General features: G+C 65.6%; 25 protein-coding genes. 18 read left to right on the forward strand and 7 right to left on the reverse strand.

Translation table 11 applies throughout. From position 1 onward, the window contains the following. Position 1 precedes the first annotated feature (1 nt). From CRJ03_RS10270 to CRJ03_RS10330, 13 genes are all read left to right on the forward strand, one after another. Positions 2-379 (forward strand): YNQ4 family lipoprotein, encoded by a 378-nt coding sequence (locus tag CRJ03_RS10270; protein WP_104018781.1) that lies wholly within the window; start codon positions 2-4, stop codon positions 377-379. 13 nt (positions 380-392) lie between these two features. Next, positions 393-1430, forward strand: coding sequence for an NADH-quinone oxidoreductase subunit NuoH (gene nuoH / locus CRJ03_RS10275; protein ID WP_104018782.1), 1038 nt, complete (start codon positions 393-395; stop codon positions 1428-1430). 3 nt (positions 1431-1433) lie between these two features. Further along, positions 1434-1928 carry an NADH-quinone oxidoreductase subunit NuoI gene (nuoI, locus tag CRJ03_RS10280; RefSeq protein ID WP_104018783.1) on the forward strand — a complete coding sequence of 165 codons (495 nt, stop codon included), beginning with the start codon at positions 1434-1436 and terminating at the stop codon, positions 1926-1928. Beyond that, complete coding sequence (locus tag CRJ03_RS10285) at positions 1925-2338, forward strand: carboxymuconolactone decarboxylase family protein (RefSeq protein WP_104018784.1); 414 nt, start codon at positions 1925-1927, stop codon at positions 2336-2338. Before nuoI ends, CRJ03_RS10285 begins: the two co-directional genes overlap by 4 nt. Then, positions 2335-2943, forward strand: coding sequence for an NADH-quinone oxidoreductase subunit J (locus CRJ03_RS10290; RefSeq protein ID WP_104018785.1), 609 nt, complete (start codon positions 2335-2337; stop codon positions 2941-2943). The genes CRJ03_RS10285 and CRJ03_RS10290 overlap by 4 nt, the downstream gene beginning before the upstream one ends. A gap of 89 nt (positions 2944-3032) precedes the next feature. Beyond that, positions 3033-3338 carry an NADH-quinone oxidoreductase subunit NuoK gene (gene nuoK, locus CRJ03_RS10295; RefSeq protein ID WP_104018786.1) on the forward strand — a complete coding sequence of 102 codons (306 nt, stop codon included), beginning with the start codon at positions 3033-3035 and terminating at the stop codon, positions 3336-3338. Positions 3339-3346: 8 nt separating this feature from the next. Next, positions 3347-5410, forward strand: a complete 2064-nt coding sequence (gene nuoL, locus CRJ03_RS10300; protein ID WP_104019172.1) for an NADH-quinone oxidoreductase subunit L — start codon at positions 3347-3349, stop codon at positions 5408-5410. Then, positions 5410-6957, forward strand: coding sequence for an NADH-quinone oxidoreductase subunit M (locus CRJ03_RS10305; RefSeq protein WP_104018787.1), 1548 nt, complete (start codon positions 5410-5412; stop codon positions 6955-6957). Before nuoL ends, CRJ03_RS10305 begins: the two co-directional genes overlap by 1 nt. A gap of 17 nt (positions 6958-6974) precedes the next feature. Continuing rightward, positions 6975-8408: an NADH-quinone oxidoreductase subunit NuoN gene (gene nuoN / locus CRJ03_RS10310; protein WP_104018788.1), complete on the forward strand. Its 1434-nt coding sequence runs from the start codon at positions 6975-6977 to the stop codon at positions 8406-8408. Between the two features lie 37 nt (positions 8409-8445). Next, the gene (locus CRJ03_RS10315) at positions 8446-9204 is read left to right on the forward strand and encodes a biotin--[acetyl-CoA-carboxylase] ligase (RefSeq protein WP_104018789.1); all 759 of its coding nucleotides are present in this window, start codon (positions 8446-8448) and stop codon (positions 9202-9204) included. A 14-nt stretch (positions 9205-9218) separates the two neighbouring features. Continuing rightward, positions 9219-9989: a type III pantothenate kinase gene (locus tag CRJ03_RS10320; RefSeq protein ID WP_104018790.1), complete on the forward strand. Its 771-nt coding sequence runs from the start codon at positions 9219-9221 to the stop codon at positions 9987-9989. 6 nt (positions 9990-9995) lie between these two features. Continuing rightward, on the forward strand, positions 9996-11663 hold the full coding sequence (locus tag CRJ03_RS10325) for a ribonuclease J (protein ID WP_104018791.1): 1668 nt from the start codon (positions 9996-9998) through the stop codon (positions 11661-11663). A gap of 11 nt (positions 11664-11674) precedes the next feature. Next, positions 11675-12187 (forward strand): DUF2478 domain-containing protein, encoded by a 513-nt coding sequence (locus tag CRJ03_RS10330; RefSeq protein ID WP_104018792.1) that lies wholly within the window; start codon positions 11675-11677, stop codon positions 12185-12187. 53 nt (positions 12188-12240) lie between these two features. On the opposite strand, the gene CRJ03_RS10335 is transcribed toward CRJ03_RS10330, so the two are convergent. Both CRJ03_RS10335 and CRJ03_RS10340 read right to left on the reverse strand, forming a co-directional pair. Then, positions 12241-13260 carry a fatty acid desaturase gene (locus tag CRJ03_RS10335; RefSeq protein WP_104018793.1) on the reverse strand — a complete coding sequence of 340 codons (1020 nt, stop codon included), beginning with the start codon at positions 13258-13260 and terminating at the stop codon, positions 12241-12243. A gap of 88 nt (positions 13261-13348) precedes the next feature. Beyond that, entirely contained in the window at positions 13349-13759 is a 411-nt protein-coding gene (locus CRJ03_RS10340) for a SufE family protein (RefSeq protein ID WP_104018794.1), read from the reverse strand. 125 nt (positions 13760-13884) lie between these two features. Between CRJ03_RS10340 and CRJ03_RS10345 the strand changes: the two genes are divergently transcribed. Further along, positions 13885-14421, forward strand: a complete 537-nt coding sequence (locus CRJ03_RS10345) for a hypothetical protein (protein ID WP_104018795.1) — start codon at positions 13885-13887, stop codon at positions 14419-14421. Positions 14422-14744: 323 nt separating this feature from the next. Here the strand turns inward: CRJ03_RS10345 and CRJ03_RS10350 are convergent, their stop codons facing one another. From CRJ03_RS10350 to CRJ03_RS10370, 5 genes are all read right to left on the reverse strand, one after another. Next, a complete protein-coding gene (locus CRJ03_RS10350; RefSeq protein ID WP_104018796.1) occupies positions 14745-15644 on the reverse strand; it encodes a nickel/cobalt transporter in 900 nt (299 codons plus the stop codon). Further along, positions 15626-16267, reverse strand: coding sequence for a DUF1007 family protein (locus CRJ03_RS10355; RefSeq protein WP_104018797.1), 642 nt, complete (start codon positions 16265-16267; stop codon positions 15626-15628). Before CRJ03_RS10355 ends, CRJ03_RS10350 begins: the two co-directional genes overlap by 19 nt. An 80-nt stretch (positions 16268-16347) precedes the next feature. Then, a complete protein-coding gene (gene dacB / locus CRJ03_RS10360) occupies positions 16348-17844 on the reverse strand; it encodes a D-alanyl-D-alanine carboxypeptidase/D-alanyl-D-alanine endopeptidase (protein WP_104018798.1) in 1497 nt (498 codons plus the stop codon). 58 nt (positions 17845-17902) lie between these two features. Next, positions 17903-18502 (reverse strand): nicotinate-nucleotide adenylyltransferase, encoded by a 600-nt coding sequence (locus CRJ03_RS10365; protein ID WP_104018799.1) that lies wholly within the window; start codon positions 18500-18502, stop codon positions 17903-17905. Positions 18503-18551: 49 nt separating this feature from the next. Next, positions 18552-19727 (reverse strand): alpha/beta hydrolase, encoded by a 1176-nt coding sequence (locus CRJ03_RS10370; protein WP_104018800.1) that lies wholly within the window; start codon positions 19725-19727, stop codon positions 18552-18554. A 234-nt stretch (positions 19728-19961) separates the two neighbouring features. Between CRJ03_RS10370 and CRJ03_RS10375 the strand changes: the two genes are divergently transcribed. The 4 genes from CRJ03_RS10375 to CRJ03_RS19685 all read left to right on the forward strand — a co-directional run bounded on the left by CRJ03_RS10375 (position 19962) and on the right by CRJ03_RS19685 (position 25110). Next, a complete protein-coding gene (locus tag CRJ03_RS10375; protein ID WP_104018801.1) occupies positions 19962-21791 on the forward strand; it encodes a putative bifunctional diguanylate cyclase/phosphodiesterase in 1830 nt (609 codons plus the stop codon). 70 nt (positions 21792-21861) lie between these two features. After that, positions 21862-23517: an energy-dependent translational throttle protein EttA gene (gene ettA, locus CRJ03_RS10380; protein ID WP_104018802.1), complete on the forward strand. Its 1656-nt coding sequence runs from the start codon at positions 21862-21864 to the stop codon at positions 23515-23517. Beyond that, on the forward strand, positions 23514-24200 hold the full coding sequence (locus CRJ03_RS20135) for a 3'-5' exonuclease (RefSeq protein ID WP_206018354.1): 687 nt from the start codon (positions 23514-23516) through the stop codon (positions 24198-24200). The genes ettA and CRJ03_RS20135 overlap by 4 nt, the downstream gene beginning before the upstream one ends. Next, positions 24106-25110, forward strand: coding sequence for a nucleotidyltransferase domain-containing protein (locus CRJ03_RS19685; RefSeq protein ID WP_206018355.1), 1005 nt, complete (start codon positions 24106-24108; stop codon positions 25108-25110). Before CRJ03_RS20135 ends, CRJ03_RS19685 begins: the two co-directional genes overlap by 95 nt. Positions 25111-25142: the final 32 nt, after the last annotated feature.

Consider the following 25142-nt stretch of genomic DNA (forward strand, 5'->3'; position numbering starts at 1 on the left):
AATGGCGGCGGTGCTCATATCCGCGCTGGCCCTGTCGGGCTGTGCAGAGGGCGACGCCGAGCCCGTCTTCGCGCCCGTCTATGACGGGATCGAGACGGGGCTTCTGGATGGTGACCTCGTGAATTTCCGGGTCGCCATGCGCGGGGCGCGCGACGAGGCCGATGTCGAGCGCTATGCCGAATGCGCCGCCGCGCAATACGCGCTCATCCGCGGCTACGGTTTTGCGCGCCATGTGCGTACCCTCGTGACCGAAGAGGGTGGAATCTGGCGCGGCGATGCGATTTACACGATCTCGGCGGCGCTGCCGCGCGGATTGAGAACGATCGACGCCCAAGTGACAGCCGCCAATTGCGCGGAAAACGGAATACCGATGGTGTGAGGACAAGGACCTAATGGCTGAATTCTTGACAACCCCGTTCGGCACCTTCGTGCTGATCCTCGCGCAGTGCCTTGCCGTGGTCGGCTTCGTCATGGTGTCGCTGCTGTTCCTTGTCTACGGCGATCGCAAGATCTGGGCGGCGGTGCAGATGCGGCGGGGGCCCAACGTGGTGGGCGTCTTCGGTCTGCTTCAGACGGTCGCCGACGCGCTCAAATACGTGGTCAAGGAAGTGGTCGTGCCCGCCGGTGCCGACAAGACGGTGTTCATGCTGGCGCCGCTTACCTCCTTCGTACTGGCGGTACTCGCCTGGGCGGTGATCCCGCTCAACGAGGGCTGGGTGCTGTCCGACATCAACGTGGCGATCCTCTTTGTCTTCGCCGTCTCCTCGCTTGAGGTCTACGGCGTCATCATGGGCGGCTGGGCCTCGAACTCCAAGTATCCGTTCCTCGGCAGCCTGCGTTCGGCGGCGCAGATGATCTCTTACGAGGTGTCGCTCGGGCTCATCATCATCGGCGTCATCATATCGACCGGCTCGTTGAATTTCGGCGCCATCGTGGCGGCGCAGGATACCGCCTACGGCTTCTTCGGGTGGTACTGGCTGCCGCACCTGCCGATGGTGTTCCTGTTCTTCATCTCCGCGCTGGCCGAAACCAACCGCCCGCCCTTTGATTTGCCCGAGGCCGAGTCTGAGCTGGTGGCGGGCTATCAGGTGGAATATTCCGCGACGCCCTTCCTTTTGTTCATGGCCGGTGAATACATCGCCATCTTCCTGATGTGCGCGCTCACTTCGCTCTTGTTCTTCGGTGGCTGGCTGTCGCCGATTCCGGGCCTGCCCGACGGGGTTCTGTGGATGATCGCCAAGATGGCGTTCTTCTTCTTCCTCTTCGCGATGGTCAAGGCGATCACCCCGCGCTACCGCTACGATCAGCTCATGCGCATCGGCTGGAAGGTGTTCCTGCCGCTGTCGCTCGGCTGGGTGGTGATCGTGGCGTTCCTCGCGAAATTCGAAGTGTTCGGCGGGTTCTGGGCCCGCTGGGCGATTGGAGGCTGATCCATGACGCAGATCGACTATAACCGCGCCGCCGGGTATTTCCTGCTCAAGGATTTCTTCGTGGGCTTCAAGCTGGGCTTGAAATACTTCTTCGCGCCCAAGGCGACGCTCAACTACCCGCATGAGAAGGGGCCGCTCTCGCCCCGGTTCCGCGGCGAGCACGCGCTGCGCCGCTACCCTAACGGCGAGGAGCGGTGCATCGCCTGCAAGCTGTGCGAGGCGATCTGCCCCGCGCAGGCGATCACCATCGACGCCGAGCCGCGCGACGACGGCAGCCGCCGCACCACGCGCTACGACATCGACATGACGAAATGCATCTATTGCGGCTTCTGCCAGGAGGCGTGCCCGGTGGATGCCATCGTCGAGGGCCCGAATTTCGAATTCGCCACCGAGACCCGCGAAGAGCTGTTCTACGACAAGGCAAAGCTGCTTGCGAACGGCGACCGCTGGGAGGCCGAAATCGCCCGCAACCTCGAGATGGATGCACCCTACAGATGAGTGACCGCCAGAACCCCTTCGAGATGATGATGCGGCAGGCGCAGGAAATGGCCAAGGCCGTGAATCCCGCGCTCGAGAGCTTTTCGCCCAAGGGGTTCGAAAAGCTGTGGCCGACCATGCCCAAGGAATTCATGGAGATGAGTTTCGGTCGGGGCCTCAGCAAGGAGGGGCTTGACGCCAAGACGCGGCTGCTGCTCACGCTCGCGGGGCTGACCATGCTGGGTGCACAGAGCGATACGCAAATCCGCCTCACCGTGCGCCACGCGCTCGAGGCGGGCGCGACCAAGGAAGAGATCGCCGAGACCATCGCGCAGATGGCGATGTTTGCCGGCGTGCCCTCGATGACCCGCGCGATGGATTTCGCCCGCGAGGTGATGGACGAGGACGACGAGAAAGGATCGGAAAAATGACGATTGCGGCGATGTCCTTCTATCTCTTCGCCACGGCGCTGCTTGCCGGGGGGCTGTTGACCGTCATCAGCCGCAACCCCGTGCATTCGGTGCTGTGGCTGATCCTGTCGTTCATCAGCGCGGCGGGGCTCTTCGTGCTTCTGGGTGCGGAATTCGTGGCGATGCTGCTCATCATCGTCTACGTCGGCGCGGTGGCGGTGTTGTTCCTCTTCGTGGTGATGATGCTCGACGTGGATTTTGCCGAGTTGAAGGCGGAGATGGCGAAATACATGCCGCTGGCGCTGCTCATCGGGGTGATCCTGCTGATGCAACTCGGGCTGGTCTTCGGCAACTGGCAGATGGCCGATGGCGCGATGGACGCGCGCGCGGCGGTGACACCCGATGGCGTGCAGAATACGGCGGCGCTCGGGATGCTGCTCTACGACACGTATTTCATCCTGTTCCAACTCGCCGGGCTGATCCTGCTGGTGGCGATGATCGGTGCGATCGTGCTGACGCTGCGCCACCGCGAAGGGGTCAAGCGGCAGGACGTGCTGACGCAGATGTATCGCGACCCCGCCAAGACGATGGAGTTGAAGGACGTGCGACCGGGGCAGGGCCTCTGACCGCCGCGTGAGCGGATAGATACCATGTGGGGCGCACATGCCTTGCGGGACCAAAGACGACAATCGGGCAATGGCCCGGGGGGACAGACATGATCGGACTTGAACATTACCTGACGGTGGCCGCCGCGCTCTTCGTCATCGGCATCTTCGGCCTCTTTCTCAACCGCAAGAACGTGATCGTGCTGCTGATGTCGATCGAGCTGATGCTGCTCGCGGTCAACGTCAACCTCGTCGCCTTCTCCGCCCACCTGGGCGATCTGGTGGGGCAGGTCTTCACCCTCTTCGTGCTGACCGTCGCCGCCGCCGAGGCGGCCATCGGCCTCGCGATCCTCGTGTGCTTCTTCCGCAACCGCGGGACCATCGCCGTCGAAGACGTCAACGTGATGAAAGGCTGATCCCGATGATCTACAAGATAATCCTCTTCGCGCCGCTCATCGGGGCGATCATCGCGGGTTTCGGCTGGCGGATCATCGGCGACAAGGGCGCGCAATGGCTGACCACCGGCCTGCTGTTCCTCGCCATGGTCCTGAGCTGGGTTGTGTTCCTGCAAGGCGCATCCGAGGCGCAGGCGGTGCATGTCCTCGACTGGGTGCAATCGGGCACGCTCTATGCCGACTGGTCGATCCGGGTGGATCGGCTCACCACGATCATGCTGATCGTGGTCACCACCGTCTCGGCGCTCGTGCATCTCTACTCGGTGGGCTACATGGCCCATGACGCGAATTTCCGCGAGAGCGAGAGCTATCGCCCGCGTTTCTTCGCCTACCTGTCGTTCTTCACCTTCGCGATGCTGATGCTGGTGACCTCCGACAACCTCGTGCAGATGTTCTTCGGCTGGGAGGGCGTGGGCGTCGCCTCTTACCTGCTGATCGGCTTCTATTTCCGCAAGCCAAGCGCCAATGCCGCCGCGATCAAGGCTTTCGTGGTCAACCGCGTCGGCGATTTCGGCTTCGCGCTGGGGATCATGGCGCTCTATTTCCTGACCGACTCGGTGCGCTTTGACGACATTTTCGCCGCAGCCCCCATGCTGGCCGAGACGCAGCTCACCTTCCTGTGGACAGAGTGGAACGCCGCCAACCTGATCGCCTTCCTGCTGTTCGTCGGCGCGATGGGCAAATCGGCGCAGCTTTTCCTGCACACCTGGCTGCCCGACGCGATGGAAGGCCCCACGCCGGTGTCGGCGCTGATCCACGCGGCGACCATGGTGACGGCGGGGGTGTTCCTTGTTTGCCGCATGTCGCCGCTGATGGAATACGCTCCGCAAGCGATGAATGTCGTGGTGTTCATCGGGGCATCGACGGCGTTCTTCGCCGCCACCGTGGGCCTCGTGCAGAACGACATCAAGCGCGTGATCGCCTATTCGACCTGTAGCCAGCTTGGCTACATGTTCGTGGCCGCGGGCGTCGGCGTCTACTCGGTGGCGATGTTCCACCTCTTCACCCACGCCTTCTTCAAGGCGATGCTGTTTCTCGGGGCAGGCTCGGTCATCCACGGGATGCATCACGAGCAGGACATGCGCCACTATGGTGGCCTGCGCAAGAAGCTGCCCTACACGTTCTGGGCGATGATGATCGGCACGCTGGCGATCACTGGCGTGGGCATCCCGCTCACCCATATCGGCTTTGCCGGCTTCCTCAGCAAGGACGCGGTGATCGAGAGCGCGTGGGCGGGCACCGAAGGAGGCTATGGCTTCTGGATGCTGGTGATCGCGGCGCTGTTCACCTCGTTCTATAGCTGGCGGCTGATGTTCCTCACCTTCTTTGGCGAGGCGCGCGGCGACCGGCACACGCATGAGCACGCGCACGAGTCGCCCATGGTCATGGTCGCCCCTCTGGGCGTGCTGGCGCTGGGCGCGGTGTTCGCCGGGATGATCTGGTATGGCAGCTTCTTTGGCAGCCACGAGCAGGTGAACCGCTTCTTCGGGATCGAGGCCCATGCCGAGGCGAGCGCAGACCAAGGCGAGGCGACGGCGACGGAAGAGGCCGCCGAGGCGCAGGCGGCCCCCACCACGGCCCCCGAGGGCGCGATCTTCATGGCAGAGAACAACCATGTCCTGGACGACGCGCACCACGCACCGACATGGGTCAAGGTCAGCCCGTTCATCGCCATGCTGATCGGTCTTGTCACGGCGCTCTGGTTCTATGTCTGGGACCCCTCGATGCCCAAACGCGTGGCCGAGACGAACCGCCCGCTCTACCTCTTTCTGCTCAACAAGTGGTATTTCGACGAGATATACGACGTCATTTTCGTCCGACCCGCCAAGGCGCTGGGGCAACTGCTGTGGCGGCGCGGCGACGGTGACGTGATCGACGGCTCGATCAACGGCGTGGCGATGGGGCTTATCCCCCGGCTCACCCGGCTCGCTGGACGGGCGCAGTCGGGCTACATCTTTACCTATGCCTTCGCGATGGTGATCGGGATCGTGGTCCTTGTCACCTGGATGACCATGTTCGGGGGGGCCAACTGATGGACAACCTGCTTTCCATTGTGACCTTCATCCCGGCGGTGGCGGCGGCGATCCTCGCGATCTTCCTGCGTGGCGAGGATGAGGCGGCGCAGAAGAACGCCAAGTGGGTGGCGATGATCGCGACCACGCTGACCTTTATCGTGTCGCTGTTCATCCTGTTCGACTTCGACCCGTCGGATACCGGGTTTCAGTTCGTGGAAGAGCGCGAATGGCTCCTGGGGCTGAAATACAAGATGGGCGTGGACGGCATCAGCGTCCTGTTCGTGATGCTCACCACCTTCATCATGCCGCTGACCATCGCCGCGTCGTGGAACGTGACGGCCCGCGTCAAGGAATACATGATCGCCTTCCTGATCCTCGAAACGCTCATGCTCGGCGTGTTCATGGCGCTCGACCTGGTGCTGTTCTACCTGTTCTTCGAGGCGGGGCTCATCCCGATGTTCCTGATCATCGGCATCTGGGGTGGCAAGCAGCGCATCTACGCCTCGTTCAAGTTCTTCCTCTACACCTTCCTCGGCTCGGTTCTGATGCTGGTCGCGATGGTGGCGATGTTCACCGATGCGGGTACCACCGACATTCCCACGCTGATGCGCCACGAATTCGCCTCCGAGGGCTTCTCGCTTCTGGGTCTCCACGTCGTCGGCGGCATGCAGACGTTGATGTTCATCGCCTTCTTCGCTTCGTTTGCCGTCAAGATGCCGATGTGGCCGGTGCACACATGGCTGCCCGATGCGCACGTTCAGGCGCCCACCGCCGGGTCGGTGGTGCTGGCGGCGATCCTGCTGAAGATGGGCGGCTACGGCTTCCTGCGGTTCAGCCTGCCGATGTTCCCGGTGGGGGCAGAGGTGCTGACGCCGCTCATCCTGTGGCTGTCGGCCATCGCCATCGTCTATACCTCGCTGGTGGCGCTGGCGCAGGAGGACATGAAGAAGCTCATCGCCTATTCGTCGGTCGCGCACATGGGCTATGTCACGATGGGCATCTTCGCGGTCAATCAGCAGGGGCTGGACGGCGCGATCTTCCAGATGATCTCGCACGGGTTCATCTCCGGCGCGTTGTTTCTGTGCGTGGGCGTGATCTATGACCGGATGCACACCCGCGAGATCGACGCCTATGGCGGCCTGGTGAACCGGATGCCGGCCTATGCGCTGATCTTCATGTTCTTTACCATGGCCAATGTGGGCCTGCCGGGCACCAGCGGGTTCATCGGCGAATTCCTGACGCTGGTCGGCATCTTCCAGGTCAACACATGGGTGGCGGCCGTGGCCACGTCGGGGGTGATCCTGTCGGCGGCCTACGCGCTCTGGCTCTATCGCCGGGTGGTGTTCGGCGACCTCATCAAGGAAAGCCTGCGCACCATCTCCGACATGGGGACGCGCGAGCGCGCGATCTTTGCGCCCCTGGTGGCAATGACGCTGCTGCTTGGTGTCTATCCCCGCCTCGTCACCGATATCACCGGCCCCTCCGTCGAGGCGCTGATTTCCAATGTCGAACTGGCCCAGTCGGTCGCGCACGCCGCGACCGCGGTGGCGCAGGTCGCACACTGAACCGGAGGCCCTGAACCATGCAGGCTGATCTCAACGTCATCCTCCCGGAAATCGTGCTCGCGGTCTATGCGATGGCGGCACTCCTGGGGGCGGTCTATACCGGGCGCGACCGGCTCGCGGTGCCGCTCGTCTGGGCGACGGCGGGGCTGATGGCGCTGCTTGCCATCTGGATCGGGATGGGCGGCGCGGGCACGCGCACGGGTTTTGGCGGCATGATCAACGATGACGGTTTCGCCCGTTTCGCCAAGGTGACGATCCTGCTGGCGGCGGCGGCGGTGCTGGTATTGGGACAGGATTACATGGCCCGCCGCGGTATCCTGCGGTTCGAGTATCCGCTGCTGATCGCGCTGTCGGTCGTGGGCATGATGGTGATGGTGAGCGCGGGCGACCTGATGGCGCTCTACATGGGGCTGGAGCTGCAATCGCTGGCGCTCTACGTGGTGGCGTCTATGCGGCGCGACAGCATCAAGTCCACCGAGGCGGGGCTCAAGTATTTCGTGCTGGGCGCACTGTCGTCGGGTCTGCTGCTGTTCGGCGCATCCCTGACTTACGGCTTTGCTGGAACGACGCTGTTTTCCGGCATCCTTGCGGCGGCGGACGGGCAGGCGCCCGTGGGTCTGCTCATCGGGCTGGTGCTGGTGATCTCGGGGCTGGCGTTCAAGGTCTCGGCGGTGCCGTTTCACATGTGGACGCCCGACGTCTACGAGGGTGCGCCGACGCCGATCACCGCCTTCTTCGCCACCGCCCCCAAGGTGGCGGCACTGGGCCTCTTCGCCCGCGTGGTGCACGACGCGTTCGGCGGCGTGGTGGGCGACTGGCAACAGGTGCTGGCGGCGCTCAGCCTCCTGTCGATGTTCCTCGGCGCGGTGGCGGCGATCGGGCAGACCGATATCAAGCGGCTGATGGCCTATTCCTCGATCGCGCATATGGGCTATGCGCTGATGGGGCTGGCCTCTGGCACGGCGTTCGGCGTGCAGGCGATGCTGGTCTACGTGGCCATCTACGTGGCGATGAATGTCGGCACCTTTGCCTTCATCCTCAGCATGGAGCGCGGCGGCCAGCCGGTGACCGATATCCGCAGCCTCAACATGTATTCGCGGGCCGAGCCGGGACGCGCGCTGGCGATGTTGATCCTCCTGTTCAGCCTCGCGGGCGTGCCACCGCTGCTGGGCTTCTTCGGCAAGCTCTACGTGCTACGCGCGGCCTACGAGGGTGGGCTCGCGTGGCTCGCGGTTGCGGGCGTGATCGCCAGCGTCATCGGCGCCTTCTACTACCTGCGCATCGTGTTCTACATGTATTTCGGCGAGGAGGGCGAGGCGCTCGAGACCGGGCGCTCGCCGGTGCAATGGGGGTTCCTCATGGCCTCGGCGGCGGTGATGGTTTTCGGCATCGTCAACATGTTCGGCATCGAGACGATGGCGCAGGCGGCGGCGGCGACCCTTGTGCACTAGGCAAAGCGACGCCTCCGGCGGGGATATTTCGGGCAAGATGAAGCCGGGGGCGGGCTGGCCCGAGGGCTATGGACGGCGCGTGCTGGCACGGGTGGACAGCACCAATGCCGAGGCCGCGCGCCGCGCCGCCACGCTTGCCGGGCCGGAATGGATCCTCGCGCTGGAACAGACGGCGGCACGCGGGCGGCGGGGCAGGGCGTGGGCGAACCCGCCGGGCAATTTCGCGGCGACGCTGGCGATGCGCCCGTCCGAGAGCCCCGACCGCGTGGCGCTGCGCTCCTTCGTGGCGGCGCTGGCGCTTTACGACGCGCTGGCGGCGGCGACCGGGCGGGTGGACGGGCTGGCGCTCAAATGGCCCAATGACGTGCTGCTGAACGGCGGCAAGCTGGCGGGTATCCTGCTGGAGAGCGCGGGGGCAGGGGGAGGGCTCAGCCATTTCGCCATCGGCATCGGCGTGAACCTCGTGGCCGCACCCGGTATGGCAGAGGTCGAGCCCGGCGCGGCGCGGCCCGTGTCGCTCTTGTCCGAGACGGGGGTGGCGATCGAGCCGGAGGCATTTCTCGACCTGCTCGCGCCCGCCTACGCGCGCCACGAGGCGCAATTCGTTACCTACGGATTTGCCCCCATTCGCACGGCCTGGCTTGCGCGGGCGGCAAAACTGGGCGAAACCATCGTGGCGCGCACGACGCGCGACAGCCATGAGGGGCGGTTCGAGACTGTGGACGAGGCCGGAAATCTCGTTCTCGTCACCGCAAAGGGCCGCACCAGCATCGCCGCGGCCGAGGTGTTTTTCTGAACAGAGGGATCGGGATGCTTCTGGCGATAGATTGCGGCAATACCAACACGGTGTTTTCCATCTGGGACGGCACGCGGTTCCTGTGCACGCTGCGCACCGCCACCGAGCATCAGCGCACGGCCGATCAGTACTTCGTCTGGTTCTCCACCCTGCTCGCGCATCACGGCATCCGTGCGGACATCACCGATGTCATCATCTCGTCGACCGTGCCGCGGGTGGTGTTCAACCTGCGGGTCTTTTCCGACCGCTATTTCGGCTGCCGCCCGCTGGTCGTGGGTAAGCCCGAGTGCCGCCTGCCGGTGGACGTGCGCGTCGATCCCGGCACGCAGGTGGGCCCCGATCGGCTGGTCAACACGGTGGCGGGCCATGACCTCTACGGCGGCGACCTCATCATCGTGGATTTCGGCACCGCCACCACCTTCGACGTGGTGGCGCGCGACGGCGCCTATATCGGTGGCGTGATCGCGCCGGGGGTAAACCTGTCGCTGCAGGCGCTGCACGAGGCGGCGGCGGCGCTGCCGCATATCGACGTGACCAAGCCCGACCGGGTGATCGGGACCAACACCGTCGACTGCATGCAATCTGGTATCTTCTGGGGTTATGTCGGCCTCATAAACGGGATATGCGAGCGCATAAAGGCCGAGCGCGGCCGCGCCATGAAGGTGATCGGAACCGGGGGGCTGGCCCCGCTTTTCCAGCAAGGCGATGCCGCGTTCGACGGCGTCGAGGATGATTTGACGATGCACGGGCTGACCGTGATACACAGCTATAACAAGGAGGGCTGACGGCCCATGAGCAGCGAAAGACTTATTTACCTGCCCCTCGGGGGGGCGGGCGAGATTGGTATGAACGCCTATGTCTACGGCTACGGCAAACCGGGCAAGGAGCGCCTGATTCTCGTCGATCTGGGCCTGACCTTCCCGGACATGGATACCACGCCCGGTGTCGACCTGATCCTGCCGGACATCACCTGGCTGGCCGAGCGGCGCGACCGGCTGGAGGCGGTGTTCATCACCCATGCCCACGAGGATCACGTCGGCGCAGTGGCGCATTACTACGAGCGGCTCGGCGCGCCCATCCATGCCCGCGTCTTCACCGCCAACATCGCGCGCGCCAAGATGGCCGAGCATGGCCACCCCGACAAGGCGGTGCGCGTGGTCTCGCCCTGGCCCGAGACGGTGACGGCGGGGCCGTTTACCGTGGGTTTTGCCCCGATCTCGCATTCCATTCCCGAAAGCTCGGGGCTGGTGATCGACACGCCCGAGGGGCGGCTGGTGCATACCGGCGATTTCAAGATCGACCTCGACCCAGTGGTGGGCGAACCCTTCGACCGCGAGATGTGGGAAGACATCGGCGCGAATGGAATTAAGGCGCTGATCTGCGACTCGACCAACGTCCTGAGCGCGCATGAGGGGCGCTCGGAGAGCAGCGTGGGCGACCCGATCACCGAGCTTGTCGAGGGCAGCAAGGGCATGGTCGTGGCCACCACCTTCGCCAGCAATGTGGCGCGGGTAAAGACGCTCGCCGAGGCCGGCATCCGCGCCGGGCGCTCGGTCTGCCTTATGGGCCGCGCGATGAACCGCATGGTCGAGGCGGGAAAGGAGACCGGCGTGCTCACCGGCTTTCCCGCCACCATCCCGCCAGAGGAGGCGAGCAAGCTCCCCCGCGAGAGCGTGATGCTGATCGTCACCGGCAGCCAGGGCGAGCGCCGCGCCGCCAGCGCGCAGCTTGCCAATGGCAAGTATAACGGGATCACCATGAAGGAGGGCGACACGTTCCTGTTCTCCTCCAAGACCATCCCCGGCAACGAGCGCGGTGTGATCCGCATCATCAACCAGTTCTCCGAGCAGGGCGTGGACGTGATCGAGGGCGACGACCGCTATCACGTCTCGGGCCATGCCAACCGGCCCGATCTCGACGCGATGCACAAGATCCTCAAGCCGCAAATCCTGATCCCCATGCATGGCGAGCATCGCCACCTGCGCGAGCATGTGAAGCTCGCCAAATCCAACCGGATCAAGGGGGTGGTGGCCGTCAACGGCATGATGATCGACCTTGGCGGCAATGCCCCCAAGGTCGCCGAATACGTCGAGACCGGGCGCACCTATCTCGATGGCACGGTCAAGATCGGGGCGATGGACGGCATCGTGCGCGACCGCATTCGCATGGCGCTCAACGGCCACGTCATGATCAACGTCATCATCGACGAGGACGACGCGCCGCTGGGCGATCCCTGGGTCGAGATCATGGGCCTCCCCGAGACCGGGCGTTCGCGCGCGCCGCTCGTCGATGTGCTAGAGGAGGACCTCGCGCAGTTCATGGGACGCGCGGGCGACAAGACGCTGGCCGATGACGACAAGCTCGAGCAGGGGCTGCGCCGTGTCGCCCGGCAAAGCGCGCAGACCGAGATCGGCAAGCGCCCCGAGGTGACGGTGGTCATCAGCCGCCTGACCGAGTGAGGAGGGGGCCGATGCGAATCGCCTGCATCATGACCGAGGGGGCCGGCCGCACCGACCGGCTGCTCCATGATTTCGCAACCCGCGCGGCGGCGCGGGGGCTGCGGCTCTGCGGCACCGTGCAGGTCAACACCGATTGCGGACCTGACCGGCCCTGCGACATGGATGTGCGCGTGCTGCCCGACGGGCCGGTGATCCGCATCTCGCAAAGCCTCGGCGCAGGTGCGCGCGGCTGCCGGCTCGACCCCGAGGCGCTGGAACAGGCGGTGACCGCGGCCGAGGCGCGTCTGGCCGCGGGGGCCGATCTGGTGATCGTCAACAAGTTCGGCAAGCACGAGGCCGATGGCCGCGGCTTTCGCGCGCTCATCGCCGAGGCGGTGGCGGCGGGCGTGCCGGTCATCATGGGCGTCAACGCCCTCAACGCGCCCCGCCTGGCCGAGTTTCTGGGCACCGATCCCGACCGGCTCGACCCCGCGCCCGCCGCGCTCGACGCGTGGCTGGAGCAGGGCAGCGCCGACAAGAGGTGACGTCGCAGCCCTGAACGGATCTGCAAGGTCGCGCGCCGCGTCTGAAGGCGGCGCTATCTGGCCGCCATAGTCTCTGCCGACGTGGTGCGCGCGCTTGGGAACGGCACCAGCCGCCCCCGATCCTCGTCCCACAGCTTGAGCGTGAAGCTGCGCAGCGCTTCGCGCCAGTGGATCGGTGCGTGGCTTTGCAGGTGCGCGGGCAGGTCGCGCTGGCAGCGGCGCAGGTTGTAAGAGGGGATCGCGGGGTTGTAGTGGTGCAGGTCGTGATAGGCGATGTTTCCGGTCCCCAGATCCCACCACCAGCCCAGATCGAGCGAGCTTGAGCCCACCAGCGTGGCCTTGCGGAAATCGAGATCGGGTTTACGATCCCAGTAAGTTTCCTCGAAATTGTGCTGGAGATAGACAAGGAACACGCCGATCATGCCCCCCAGCATCGAGGCGGCGAACCACACCGCCACCCCCGCGAGGCCCAGCCCCGCCCAGATCGCCAGCAGCAGCCCGGCGATCATCAGGTTGTGCACGATCACCCCCGCAGCCCCCACGTCAGAGGTGTTGCGCGGCCAGCGATAGGCGATGAAATAGGTGAGAAACGCGCCCGCCGGCAGCATCAGCGCCGGGTTGCGGTAAAGCCGGTAGCGCAGCCGGGTCCAGCGGTCGGCCTCGGTCCACTCGCGCAGGGTCATGGTGTGGATCTCGGTGGTCTCGCGGTGGTCGAGATTGCCGAGATAGGCGTGGTGCATGTCGTGATTGTATTGCATCACCCGGTAGGGCGTGAAGGAAAATACCGACAGCAGATAACCGGCGAGATCGTTAACGCCCCGCGTGGCAAACAGCGAACGGTGTCCGCAATCGTGCTGCAACACGTAGAGCCGCACCGAGGCAAAGGCGAGCACGATCACCGCCGCGACGGCCACCAGCCACATCCCCGCGCCCCACGCCCACGCCCCGGCCACCAGCGCCGCGCCATAGGTGGCGAGCGTGGCCAGCAGCGACAGCGCGCCGCGCACATCGCTCTTCTTCGTGTAGGGCTTGAGAAAGGCGCGCATCTCTGCGGTCAGGTCGGTCGCGGTCATGGTCCCCTCCGTTCGTGGCGACACTAGCGAATTTGTCCTCGTCCCAAAATTGAACTTCCCGTGACGAAAAGCAAGACGCGCCCGGCGATCAGGCCGCTTCGGTGGCGACGCCGCGGATACGCCCGATCATCGCGCGTAGCCCGTTGGAGCGCTGCGCCGACAGGTGCTCGTCGAGCCCCAGCCGCGCCAGTTCGGCCTGTGCATCGACCCGCGCCACCTCGTCGACCGGCAGCCCGTTATAGAGCGCGCGCAGCACCGCGATGAGGCCGCGCACGATCATCGCGTCGCTGTCGCCGTCAAAACGGAATTGCCTCTCCTCGATCTGCGGGTGCAGCCACACCTGGCTCGCGCAGCCATCGACCTTGGTCGCGGGCACCTTGAGCGCATCGTCGAGCGGCTCCATCCGGCGCCCGTAATCGATGACATAGCGATACCGGTCTTCCCAGTCCTCCAGGAAGTCGAAATCGCTCACGATCTCTTCGAATGCCTCGGTGGCCATGTGTGTCTCCTGTTCTCAACCTAGAGGTAGGCGCGCGCGTGGCAGAGGTCCAGCCCCCGCTTGCACCTTTTCAAGTCCGGCGCGATAGGGTAGGCGTGGGGCGGATTTTGACAGGGGTATCGGGCATGGAACGGCGGGTTTTCCTTGGTTTGGCGGCGGCTGGCTTGCTGGCGGGCTGTGGCGGCTTTCGGGAGTCGCGGATCAACCCGCGCAACTGGTTCGGGCGCAGCCGGTCGCGTCGCCGCGAGGCCGCCACGGCCGAACCCGGCACCAACCCGCTCATCCCGGAACAGGAAGAGAGCGGCCTCTTCGATAGCCTCCGCAAGCGTGGAAAGGACGTCCCCTACGCCGGCACGCCCGTGGCCGAGATCAGCGCGCTCGAGGTCGAGCGCGCCACCGGCGGGGCGATCGTTCGGGTACGCGGGCTCGCCGCACAGCAGGATATCCACGATGTCCGCCTCATCCCCGGCACCCCCGACGCAGAGCCGGTGGACGGCATTCTCGGCTACGAGCTGCGCGCGGTGCACCCCCCCCTGTCCACCGCCACGGAGCTTCGCCCGCGCGAGGTGCAGGCGGCGGTCTTCGTTTCCGACAAGACGCTGGAAAGCGTGCGCGAAATCCGCGTGCGGGGGTTGCGCAACGAGCGCCTGAGCCGCCGCTGAACGGCTGTCTCGCCTGACGCGGGGTAACTGGTTCCAAGGCGCGGGCAGGCCCGGGCGCCGTTCGGAAAAGCCGGAAAAGAGGTCTGCTGCTGGCCTGTTCCTGCCGTTCGGTTCTTGGACCCGGCGCGGATTCAAGGGCGAAGCCCGCCGCGCCATCGCCAGGCCGCCCCCCGGACTGGCGATTTGTCTAAGCTCGCGCACCGATTACAGGTTTTTCGGATTCGGCAGGCATAAAGCGCCCTGAAAAACCGTCGGATCGCCAGCCCGCGGCCTGGCGATGGCGCGGCTCACGGCAATGTCCGCTCCAGGCCGTTCCCCACCCCTCAGAGCGTGGCGCGCATCAGGTGCAGCGACAGCGCCGCGATGACCATCCCGGCCCCGATCTCCAGCGCCGTCAGCGCGCGGCTAAGCCCGCGCCCCTCCGTCGAGGCGAGCCGCGCCAGCGCGCCCTCGCGCAGAGTGACCGAGGCGAGCGCCACCGCCACCGTCACGCTCGCGGTCCCCAGCCCCATCACCAGGGTGCCGAGGACGCCTGCCGTCCCGATCCCCATCCGCCAGGTGAGGATCAGCAGGAACAGCGCGCCGGTACAGGGCCGGATCGCCACCGCTCCGACCAGCAGTACCGCGTCGCGCCAGCCGCGCACCTGCGCGACCTCATCCACCGTCGGGCCGTGCCGGTGCCCACACTCGGCGCAGGCAAGATCGTGGGCATGAGCGTGGTCCCGCCGTCCCCGCCACCAGCGCCGCACCCCGCGCAGCGCCAGCCATGCCCCGACCAGCGCGATGGCGCCATAGCTTGCCGGGGCCATCCATTCTTCGGCCAAGCCCGTCATCCGCTGGCGCGTCAGGTCGAAAACCAGCACCCCGGCATAGACCATCACCACCGCGCTCGCCGCCTGCGCGAGGCTCGATGCCAGCGCCAGCACCGACAGCCGCCATGCGCCGACCCGCGCGGCCATGCCGTAGCCGCCCAGCAGCACCTTGCCATGCCCCGGCCCCGCCGCGTGAAAGAACCCGTAGGCAAAACACAGCCCCATCAGCCCCGCCATCGCCCCCGGCTCGCCCGCGCGCAAGGCCCGCAGCAGTCGCGCCATCGCCTGCTGCGTCTCGGCCTGACCGGCGCGCGCCCACTCGCCCAGCGCCGCCGACCCGCCAAACCCCCAGAGCCAGACCGCCCCCGCGCCCACCGCCAGCGCGGCGAGGCTCAGGAGGGCGCGCGGCACGAGATCACCATGATGTCCGAGAACAGGTTGCCCACTTCGACGCCGTCATACTGCTCTTCGGCGCTCAGTTCGGCCACCATGTTGCGAAACGCCTGCTGGCTCTCGTCGAGATCGGGCTCGGTGATGGCATAGGCGCAAGCGTCGGGCAGCATCACCGGACCGGCGAGGGTGTAATCCACGAAATAGGTTGGGTCATAGGGTTCCACACGCAGCCCGTCGGCCTCGATCGGGCCGAAGCCGCGCCTGTGGGTGGCGACGATACGGCCCGCCTCCATGCGCACACCGGTGGGCACCGGGTGGTCGAGCGCGATCTTCTCGTCGCCCGCGTGGATATAGAGATCGCCCTCGAACCCCTCGGGCCATTCCTCCAGGTCGAACCCCTTGAGCCGCGCCAGTTCGGCGTCGGTCAACTGCCCGTCGCCATCGGGATCGAGCCCCATGTCCGAGAGGATCAGGAGCGAGAAGAAATCGTCGTAACTCCACGTCACTTCGACACCGGTGAGGCGGCCCTGCGCGTCGCTTTCGAAGCGCAGCGCCACATCGACGAAAACATGCGGATGCCCGCCCGCGCTCGTGGCGGCGAGGATCAGGGCGGCGGCGGGGGCAAGGGCGCGGGGGATCATGCGCAGGGTTCTACGGCATTGGCCGGCCTGCCCGCAAGCGCCACGCTCCCGCGCCATCGGCTGGTCCCCGCCTGCATCGTTCAGCCTCCGTAAACCTCGCTCCACCGTTCGATCAGCGCCTGTTGCAACCGCTTGGCGCGCTGGTTCCAGCCGCGCGCGCCCGGCGGGCGCGTGTCGCGGAACGGGTCGATGCGCCCGCGCAGGCTGTCGCTCGCCGTCAGCACCGCAAAGGTCATCTCGCGCCCGCCCGGCGGGGTGAAATATCCCGCCAGCGCGCTGACGAAGTAAAGCGTGCCGGTCTTGGCCTGCACCTCCACCGGGTGGTTGCGCAGGGGGCGCCCGCGCGCGTCGCGCATCGTGAACTCGCGCAACAGCGGGCGCAACGCGTCGGCGCGCCCCGCCGCCGCCAGTGCCCGCGCCATGTCCAGCGCCGACAGCCGCGAGCGGTCATTGAGCCCCGAATGGTCGCGCAAATCCGTCGTCTTCATCCCCAGCGTGGCCTGCGCCCAGCCCGTCATCTCCCGCGCCGAGGCCGCGAGGTCGAGCGCTCGCCCCTGCCGTCGCGCGCTCGCCGCCATGCCCACCATTTCGGCGGTGATGTTGGTGGAATAGCGCAGCATCCCGCGCAGGATATCGGCCAGCGGGTCGCTCTCGTGGGTGACGAGCGTGGCGCCCTGCGGCGGCGCGCCTTCGATCACCTGCGGGGCCTTCAGCACGATCCCCTGTGACCGCGCGAAGGTGGCGAACACCTCGCCCGCATAAAGCTCGGGCTTGCGCACCGGCAGCCACCGCGCCCCGCCGCCGCCCAACGCGCCGCGCGCCACGGTCCAGTCGTCGCGCGCGCCCGCGTCGTGGTAGGTGTAGACCGGCGACCGGCGATCGGCGATGCGCATCCGCGCCACCGTCACGTCGGGCCGGTACCGCCCCGAACGCGCATCCATCGTGATGGTGTAATTGCCGCCCGCGCGTGTCCACTCGAAATGCACCCGGTTATAGTTGAGGTTCAGCCCCGACAGCGCCGGGTTATAGCCCGCATGGGGGGGCTGTCGCGGCTCGATGGCGCGCCGGTAGGGCACCGCCCCGCCCCAGGCGCGGAACGCGCCGGTGACCTCTCGCACGCCCGCGCGCTTGAGTGCTGCGGCCATGTCGGCCAGCGCATCGGTGTCCAGTGTCGGATCACCCCCACCCGCCAGCACCAGATCGCCCCGGAGCACGCCGCCCTCCACCGGCCCGGTGGCGACCAGCCGGGTCTTGAAACGATGCCCGGCCCCCAGCGTGTCGAGCGCGTAGAGCGCGGTCACTGCCTTGGTCACGCTCGCGGGCGGAAGGGCGGTGTTCGCGGCGCGCGCCTCGAGCACTGCGCCGGTCTCGGTGTCCGTCACCGCGTATCCCACATCGCCCTGCAGTCGCGCCTCGGCGATGAGCGCCTCGACCGCCGCCGCCGCCCGGCCCGCGCCGAGGCCCGGCGGTCGCAGCAACGGGCGCAGCGACATGGCCGGGGGCTCGGCCATGGCGGGCGCGGCCAGCGCGGCCAGCCCCGAGGCGACGAACAGGCGTCTGGATATCTTGTGACTCATGGCGTGACGGTAAGCAGAACAACCCCGTTCGCGCAATCGCCTTTGCCGTCGCATCCGCTCACTTTTCCACTTTCCCCGCGCGCAGCGCGCTCGAAGAGATATCGATCATCGGCACGTTGACAAAGCACCACGCCGGCGCCTCGGCCCGCCCGAGCAGATGGCTCGCCCGTCCCTTGATGTGCGCCTGCGCGTAGATCCGCGCCGCCGGCGACAGCCGCGCCGAGATGCGCTGCCCGGGGCGTGCCAGCACCCCCACCGGCACCCGCTCCATGATCGTGCGCCAGTCCTGCCAGCGGTGGAACTGCGCCAGGTTGTCGGCCCCCATCAGCCAGACAAACCGCCGCCCCGGGCAGATCGCCGCCAGCGCCGCCAGCGTGGCAGAGGTGTGGCGCGTGCCCAGGCGCGCCTCGACATCGGTCACCTCGATGCGCGGGTGATCGACCAGCGCCCGCGCCGCCGCCATCCGCTCGGGCAGGGGGGAGGGGCCGTGACGCTTGAGCGGATTGCCGGGGCTGACCAGCCACCACACCCGGTCCAGTCCGAAACGACGCAGCGCCTCGCGGCTGATATGCACATGCCCCGCATGGGGCGGGTCGAACGACCCTCCCAACAGCCCGATCACCTGTCCGGGGCGCGAAGGCGGCAGCGGCTGGATCATGTCCCCCTCATCGCCAGATACGGCGCCGGCGTAAAGTACGAAAGCACGCTCACCGCCCGGCCTCCGGGCCAAGCTCGCGGTCCGGGCGCTCTTGTACCAGCCGCCAGAAATTACCCTCGTCGGGTGCGAGGTTGCGCGCCGGGTCGTCCGGGGCCGCGCCCGAGACGATCACCTCCGCCATGTCATGCAGCACGTCCGGGTTGGAGCGGAAATAGTTGTGGCTCGATTGCCCGGTGACGGAGCTCACGTTGATGAAATGCACGTTGCGAACAGAGGTGAATATCTCGCGCTCCGCGGCGCCGAGCTCGTCAAACGAAATCCGCCCGAACCGCACACCCGCAAGCAGCATCTGCGCCAGCCCAAGCGCCCCGTCGCCGGGGTTGATATAGACGGTGATACGTCCGAAGGCGGGGCCGAACCGTTCGGCGATCAGCCGCTGGCGCGCGATCGAGAAATCGAGATCCGGCGCGGCCAGGATCAGGTTCTCGATCTTCAGCGCCCGGCGCGGATCGCGCCCGGCGGCGCGCTCGGCGATCACCATTTCGCGCAACGCCGTCGTCACCACCTCGCTGCCATGGCTGTGCGCGACCACGTGGATGCGCCGCAACCCCGGCACACCTGCCAGGATGCGCAATGTCTGCTTGAGGTGAAAGATCGCGAATTCGCCGCTCTCGCGGTCCTTGAAATAGGCAAGGGCCCCGGTATTGCCCGCAGGCCAGCTGAACGCCACCGGAACGGTCGTCTCTTCCGCCGCTTGCCAGACCTGTGCCAGCGTCTCCATCGTGTCGTCGAACCGGCTGTTGAAGCCGTGAACATAGAGCAGGATGTCGCGTCGCCCGCTCTCGCGCAGGGCGCAGGCCAGTGCCGCGCGCATCGCCGCCTCGCTCTCGGCCTGCGCGCGCGCGGCGGCAGGCTCGGTGACGGTCCGTCCCGCCTGCACCGAGAACGGCAGCGGCGTGGACGGAAAGTGCACGCTCTCTCGCACGGCTCGCAGGCGCGGGCGGTGCGCGCCGGTTTCGACCGATGCCACGCCATAGCGCATTGCCGGATCGCGCCGCGCGGTAAAGCGCAGCGTCGCGGTGTCCGCGGTCTCGACCTCGCGGTCGCTGACATAATGGAACGCGGTCGCATCCATGCCTGCGCCCGGCTCCAGCAAGGGCACGTTGCGCGCGCCGCTACAGGCGCTCAGCACGGCCAGCGCAAGGATCGCAAGAAAACGGCGCACGGGTGCTCCTTCCCCCTTCGGGACAGCCTACCTTATGCCCGCCGCCGCCCCGCCGGAAAAGCCCTGATCGCGCGCCGGTGATCCGCGCGCCCGTGACCCGCGCGCCCGTGACCCGCGCGCTGGTGACGGATCGAATTTTCGGAATTTTCCGGCGCGGCGGCGGCGGATGGCCACGGGGTGTTAACCGCGGGCGTCTAGGGTCCGCAAATGATTAAGGGGGCATAGGGTGCCTGAATGACGCATCGGGACACGGATCACGGCACCGCACCGGCGCTGGCTTGCGCGGATGTCGGCGCGGCGCTCTTTCACCGCATCGTCGCGGGCGCGCATGACGGCATCGTCGTGCAGGACATGGACGCACGCATCGAATGGGTCAATCCGGCCTGCGAACGGCTTTACGGCTGGACGCTGGCGGAAATGCACGGGCGCAAGCCGCAGGAATTCGTCCTGCCCCCCGAGGCGCGCCCCCCGGCAGAGGACATCGCGCGCTTCCGCTACGACCCCGACAGCGCGCTCTTCCGCCGCTACCAGCTTGGTCGCCATATCCGACGCGACGGCACCACCTTCTGGAACCAGCAGGGTTTCGCGCTGATCGCGTCGGGGCCCGATCCGCGCGATCGCAAGGTCGTCATCACCTGCCGCGACGTGACCGATCAGGTCAGCACCGAAATGGCGCTGCGGCAGGTGCAGGTCGATCTGCGCCACGCCGCCCACCACGACGATCTGACCGGGCTCGCCAACCGCAAGCGGCTGGCCGAGCATCTCGACGCCCCGGACATCCGTGCCGAGATCGCGCGCGGACGGCTCGGCGTTCTGGTGATCGACATCGACAAGTTCAAGGACATCAACGACACGCTCGGCCACGGTGCGGGCGACCGCACGCTCGCGCATGTCGCCCACGCGCTGGCACGGGTGGCGGGGCCGCGCGACCTCGCCTGCCGCACCGGCGGTGACGAGTTCCTGCTCGTCTGCGCCCTGCCCGATGGGGCGGTGGCGCTCGACGCCCGCGCGGGCGACGTGCTGCGCGCGCTCGGCCAGCCGCTCATGTGGCACGATCAGACCATTCGCATCGGTGCCTCGATCGGCGCTTGTGCCGCCGGCGACGGGGCCACCACCGGCGAGGAAATGATCCAGTGCGCCGACGCGGCGCTCTACGACGCCAAGGCGCGCGGTCGCGGGCGCATGATCCACTACACCGCCAATCTCGGCCGCGCGCAGCGCGCGCGCCAGACCCTCGCCCGCGACCTGCGCGAGGCGGTGAGCCGCGACCAGTTCGCGATCCACCTGCAACCGCAACTGTCCCTCGCCGACGGTCGCATCTGCGGTTGCGAGGCGCTCATCCGCTGGAACCACCCGCAGCGCGGCCTGCTCGCCCCGGCGGCGTTCCTCGACGCCGCCGACGGGCTCGGGCTGCTCGCGGATATCGACTACCGCTCGATGACGATGGCGCTCGACGCGCTCCGGGCGCTGGACGAGGCGGGGCATCCCGACCTCACCATGTCGATCAACGTCTCCGCCGCGATCCTCGCCGACGTCAACTATCCCGGCCTGCTCGACTGGGCGCTGCAATCGCGCGGGCTGAACCCGGGGCGCATCTGCATCGAGGTGCTGGAAACCACGATCCTCGACGGCTCGGGCGCCGACGTGATGAGCGCGGTCGCCCGGCTCAAGCGGCTCGGCGTGCGCGTGGCGCTCGACGATTTCGGCACCGGCTATGCCGGGCTGTCGCACATGGCCAGCTTCGAGGTGGACGCGATCAAGCTCGACCGCTCGATGATCGCCCGGCTCGAACAGGACCCGCGCAACCGCGTCATCGTGCGCGCCATCATCCGCCTCTGCGGCCTGTTGCGCATGTCGGTGGTGGCTGAGGGGGTCGAGACCGAGGCGCAGCGCGCCATGCTGCGCCGCGCCAACTGCCCGGTGATCCAGGGCTACGGCCTCGCCCGCCCGATGCCGCTCGACGCGCTGATCGGCTGGCTGCGCACGCGCGCCGCCGCCCCCGTCCCCGCCGACACCGCCACCGCAGCGGCCCGCCCCGTCCCCGCGCCGGGCCGCGCACGCTGACCATTGCCCCTGCAGCCCGCGCCAGCTATCACCGCCGGTGCATCACGGATTTCTCAGCGGAGCGCGGATCATGGCAGCCTATCAATACGTCTACCACATGCAGGGGGTCTCCAAGACCTATCCGGGCGGCAAGAAATGCTTCGAGAACATCCACCTCAACTTCCTTCCCGGCGTCAAGATCGGCGTCGTCGGCGTCAACGGCTCGGGCAAGTCCACGCTCCTGCGCATCATGGCCGGGCTCGACACCGATTTCTCGGGCGAGGCGTGGGCCGCCTCCGGCGCGCGCGTCGGCTATCTCCCGCAGGAGCCACAGCTCGACGACAGCCTCACCGTGCGCGGCAACGTCATGCTCGGCGTGGCCCAAAAGCAGGCCAAGCTCGACCGCTTCAACGAACTGGCGATGAACTACTCCGACGAGACCGCCGACGAGATGGCGCAATTGCAGGACGAGATCGACGGCGAGAACCTGTGGGACCTGGATTCCCGCATCGACGTCGCGATGGAGGCGCTGCGCTGCCCCCCCGACGAGGCCGATGTCGCCAGCCTTTCGGGCGGCGAGCGGCGCCGCGTGGCGCTGTGCCGGCTGCTGTTGGAGGCGCCCGACATGCTGCTGCTGGACGAGCCCACCAACCACCTCGATGCCGAGACCATCGCCTGGCTGCAACAGCACCTGATCGACTACAAGGGAACGATCCTGATCGTCACCCACGACCGCTATTTCCTCGACGACATCACCGGCTGGATCCTCGAACTGGACCGCGGCCGCGGCATCCCCTACGAGGGCAACTATTCCGCCTGGCTGGAGCAGAAGGCCAAGCGCCTCGCGCAAGAGGCGCGCGAGGACAAGTCCAAGCAAAAGACGCTGGAGCGAGAGCTTGAATGGATGCGGCAGGGGCAAAAGGCGCGGCAGGCCAAGCAAAAGGCCCGGATCAACGCCTATAACGAACTGGCCGGCCAGTCCGAGCGCGAGCGCGTGGGCCGCGCGCAGATCGTCATCCCCAACGGCCCGCGCCTCGGCGACAAGGTGATCGAGGTCGATGGCCTGAAAAAGGCGATGGGCGACAAGCTCCTGATCGAGGACCTCAGCTTCTCGCTGCCCCCCGGCGGCATCGTCGGCGTGATCGGCCCCAACGGCGCGGGCAAATCCACGCTCTTTCGCATGCTCACCGGGCAAGAGACGCCCGACGCGGGCACCATCGAGTATGGCGACACCGTCAAGCTCGCCTATGTCGACCAGTCCCGCGATGACCTCAAGCCCAACGAAACGGTATGGGAATCGATCTCCGGCGGCGCCGAGGTGATCGTGCTGGGCGACGCCCAGATCAACTCCCGCGCCTATTGCGGCGCGTTCAACTTCAAGGGCGGCGACCAGCAGAAAAAGGTCTCGCTGCTCTCGGGGGGCGAGCGCAACCGCGTGCACATGGCGCGGCTGCTGAAAGAGGGCGGCAACGTGCTCCTCCTCGACGAGCCCACCAACGACCTCGACGTGGAAACGCTCCGCGCGCTAGAGGATGCCCTGACGGATTTCGCCGGCTGCGCCGTGGTCATCTCCCACGACCGCTTTTTCCTTGACCGCATCTGCACCCACATGCTCGCCTTCGAAGGCGAGGCCCATGTCGAATGGTTCGAGGGCGACTTCTCGGCCTACGAGGAAGACAAGAAACGGCGCCTCGGGCCGGACGCACTGGAGCCGAAGCGGGTGAAGTACAAGAAGTTTGCGAGGTGAAAATAGTGACAGCAGCGAGAAATGGCGACGCCTACATCTCTGTGGATGTAGAAACAGATGGGCCTATACCTGGCCCATATTCTATGCTGTCTCTTGGTATGGCCTACTGCGGTCATTTCGATGGGAGGTCGTTAGAAATCACACCCCAGCCAAAAGAGACATTTTACATCGAGCTATCGCCGATAAGTGATACATATGAAAACGAAGCGTTGCATGTAAATGGCTTGGATCGAAACAGGCTACTTCGAGAAGGAGTACATCCGGAGCATGCTATGTCACGGGCGGCGGATTGGATCAACAAAGTCTCAGGTGATAACCGTCCGATATTTGTTGCATACCCTGCGTCCTTTGATTGGCTATGGATGCACTGGTACTTTCTGCGCTTCACGCGACACGGCTCGCCCTTCGGCCACTCTGGATGCTTCGACCTCAAAACAGCCATTGCTGTTAAAGGTGGCATTCCAGTTTCTCGAGCGTCAAAATCACAGCTACCTTCAGCGTTTCAGTCAGACCTACCGCACACGCATAATGCGTTAGATGACGCGCTTGAGCAAGCAAACATCTTTTTTAAACTTATGGTGTGGGACGATGGTCGACCAAATATCTTCCAGAAGAGATTTCTCAGTTCAGCTAAGAGAGAAAGCCTCGAAGGCATTAGAATCAAGAGTAGACGATTGGACTGACGCGAAGACCTTAAAGGAAAAGGTATGCGTTTACACCACCGGTTCATTCGGTCGTGAAGACGCATGCGAACATAGCGACTTAGATGTCTTTGTGACGTCGCGTGTTGCGTCTTTCTCGGGCGAAAGGCTTCTGACAGGCCTCGAAGAGATTGAGCTGTGCGCGTCCATTATCGGTATGAACCGTGACATAGATTTGCCGGACATTGACGCGGACGGCGGCTTTCTTAAGGCGCATTCTGCCTCGGAGTATCTAATTGGCTTGGGAAAACCTTCAGACGACGCAAATAACACATTTACAGGCCGCTTACTCCTTTTGCTTGAAAGTAAATGCCTTTTTGGAAAAGGCGTTTACGAAAACATTATTGAAGAGTGCATTGAGCGCTACTGGATTGATTATGCCGATCACTCCAGTACGTTTATTCCGGCGTTCTTGATGAATGACATACTACGATTCTGGCGGACCTTATGTATAAATTATGAGGCTGGAACTCATCACAGCCCAGCCAAAAGACGTGCAAAAAACTTCAAACTTAAATTTAGCCGCCTACTGACCTGCTACTCCGTTATAATCGGCTTGCAGGTGAGACTTTGTGAAGAAGGATCAGTCAGCAAAGAGCAAGCGAAGAAGCTAGTATCGATGCGCCCACTAGAGCGAATTGATATCGCAAAAGCGCACGGCGCGAGCAGCAATGTAAACGCTATTAGGGAAATGTATGAATTTTTTCTTGTTGAGACAAATTGCTCTAAATCAGCACTCTACGATAAAATGAGCGATGAAGAGTATTATGGAAAAACACTGGAATCTGCACGCCAGTTTGGCGACGAAATTTTCCAACTTATTCGCACTCTGTCAAAACACGACGTTCAAGGCTCACCAAGCTGGCGCTTCCTGCGATATATAACTGTATAACGAATAGGACAAAGCAAGCGTAGGGTAGGCTT

The organism is Roseovarius nitratireducens, from assembly GCF_002925845.1.
GTDB classification, from domain to species: Bacteria; Pseudomonadota; Alphaproteobacteria; order Rhodobacterales; family Rhodobacteraceae; genus Roseovarius; species Roseovarius nitratireducens.

What these genes read in the sequence shown, in the direction of transcription:
- CRJ03_RS10365 (WP_104018799.1), bottom strand. Translation starts at nt 18,502, where the DNA reads ATGATCCAGCCGCTGCCGCCTTCGCGCCCCGGACAGGTGATCGGGCTG.
- nuoI (WP_104018783.1), top strand. Translation starts at nt 1,434, where the DNA reads ATGACGCAGATCGACTATAACCGCGCCGCCGGGTATTTCCTGCTCAAG.
- ettA (WP_104018802.1), top strand. Translation starts at nt 21,862, where the DNA reads ATGGCAGCCTATCAATACGTCTACCACATGCAGGGGGTCTCCAAGACC.
- CRJ03_RS10355 (WP_104018797.1), bottom strand. Translation starts at nt 16,267, where the DNA reads ATGATCCCCCGCGCCCTTGCCCCCGCCGCCGCCCTGATCCTCGCCGCC.
- CRJ03_RS10330 (WP_104018792.1), top strand. Translation starts at nt 11,675, where the DNA reads ATGCGAATCGCCTGCATCATGACCGAGGGGGCCGGCCGCACCGACCGG.
- CRJ03_RS10315 (WP_104018789.1), top strand. Translation starts at nt 8,446, where the DNA reads ATGAAGCCGGGGGCGGGCTGGCCCGAGGGCTATGGACGGCGCGTGCTG.
- CRJ03_RS10340 (WP_104018794.1), bottom strand. Translation starts at nt 13,759, where the DNA reads ATGGCCACCGAGGCATTCGAAGAGATCGTGAGCGATTTCGACTTCCTG.
- CRJ03_RS10375 (WP_104018801.1), top strand. Translation starts at nt 19,962, where the DNA reads ATGACGCATCGGGACACGGATCACGGCACCGCACCGGCGCTGGCTTGC.
- CRJ03_RS19685 (WP_206018355.1), top strand. Translation starts at nt 24,106, where the DNA reads ATGGTCGACCAAATATCTTCCAGAAGAGATTTCTCAGTTCAGCTAAGA.
- CRJ03_RS10345 (WP_104018795.1), top strand. Translation starts at nt 13,885, where the DNA reads ATGGAACGGCGGGTTTTCCTTGGTTTGGCGGCGGCTGGCTTGCTGGCG.
- CRJ03_RS10320 (WP_104018790.1), top strand. Translation starts at nt 9,219, where the DNA reads ATGCTTCTGGCGATAGATTGCGGCAATACCAACACGGTGTTTTCCATC.
- CRJ03_RS10335 (WP_104018793.1), bottom strand. Translation starts at nt 13,260, where the DNA reads ATGACCGCGACCGACCTGACCGCAGAGATGCGCGCCTTTCTCAAGCCC.
- dacB (WP_104018798.1), bottom strand. Translation starts at nt 17,844, where the DNA reads ATGAGTCACAAGATATCCAGACGCCTGTTCGTCGCCTCGGGGCTGGCC.
- nuoN (WP_104018788.1), top strand. Translation starts at nt 6,975, where the DNA reads ATGCAGGCTGATCTCAACGTCATCCTCCCGGAAATCGTGCTCGCGGTC.
- nuoH (WP_104018782.1), top strand. Translation starts at nt 393, where the DNA reads ATGGCTGAATTCTTGACAACCCCGTTCGGCACCTTCGTGCTGATCCTC.
- CRJ03_RS10270 (WP_104018781.1), top strand. Translation starts at nt 2, where the DNA reads ATGGCGGCGGTGCTCATATCCGCGCTGGCCCTGTCGGGCTGTGCAGAG.
- CRJ03_RS10305 (WP_104018787.1), top strand. Translation starts at nt 5,410, where the DNA reads ATGGACAACCTGCTTTCCATTGTGACCTTCATCCCGGCGGTGGCGGCG.
- CRJ03_RS10325 (WP_104018791.1), top strand. Translation starts at nt 9,996, where the DNA reads ATGAGCAGCGAAAGACTTATTTACCTGCCCCTCGGGGGGGCGGGCGAG.
- nuoK (WP_104018786.1), top strand. Translation starts at nt 3,033, where the DNA reads ATGATCGGACTTGAACATTACCTGACGGTGGCCGCCGCGCTCTTCGTC.
- CRJ03_RS10290 (WP_104018785.1), top strand. Translation starts at nt 2,335, where the DNA reads ATGACGATTGCGGCGATGTCCTTCTATCTCTTCGCCACGGCGCTGCTT.
- CRJ03_RS10285 (WP_104018784.1), top strand. Translation starts at nt 1,925, where the DNA reads ATGAGTGACCGCCAGAACCCCTTCGAGATGATGATGCGGCAGGCGCAG.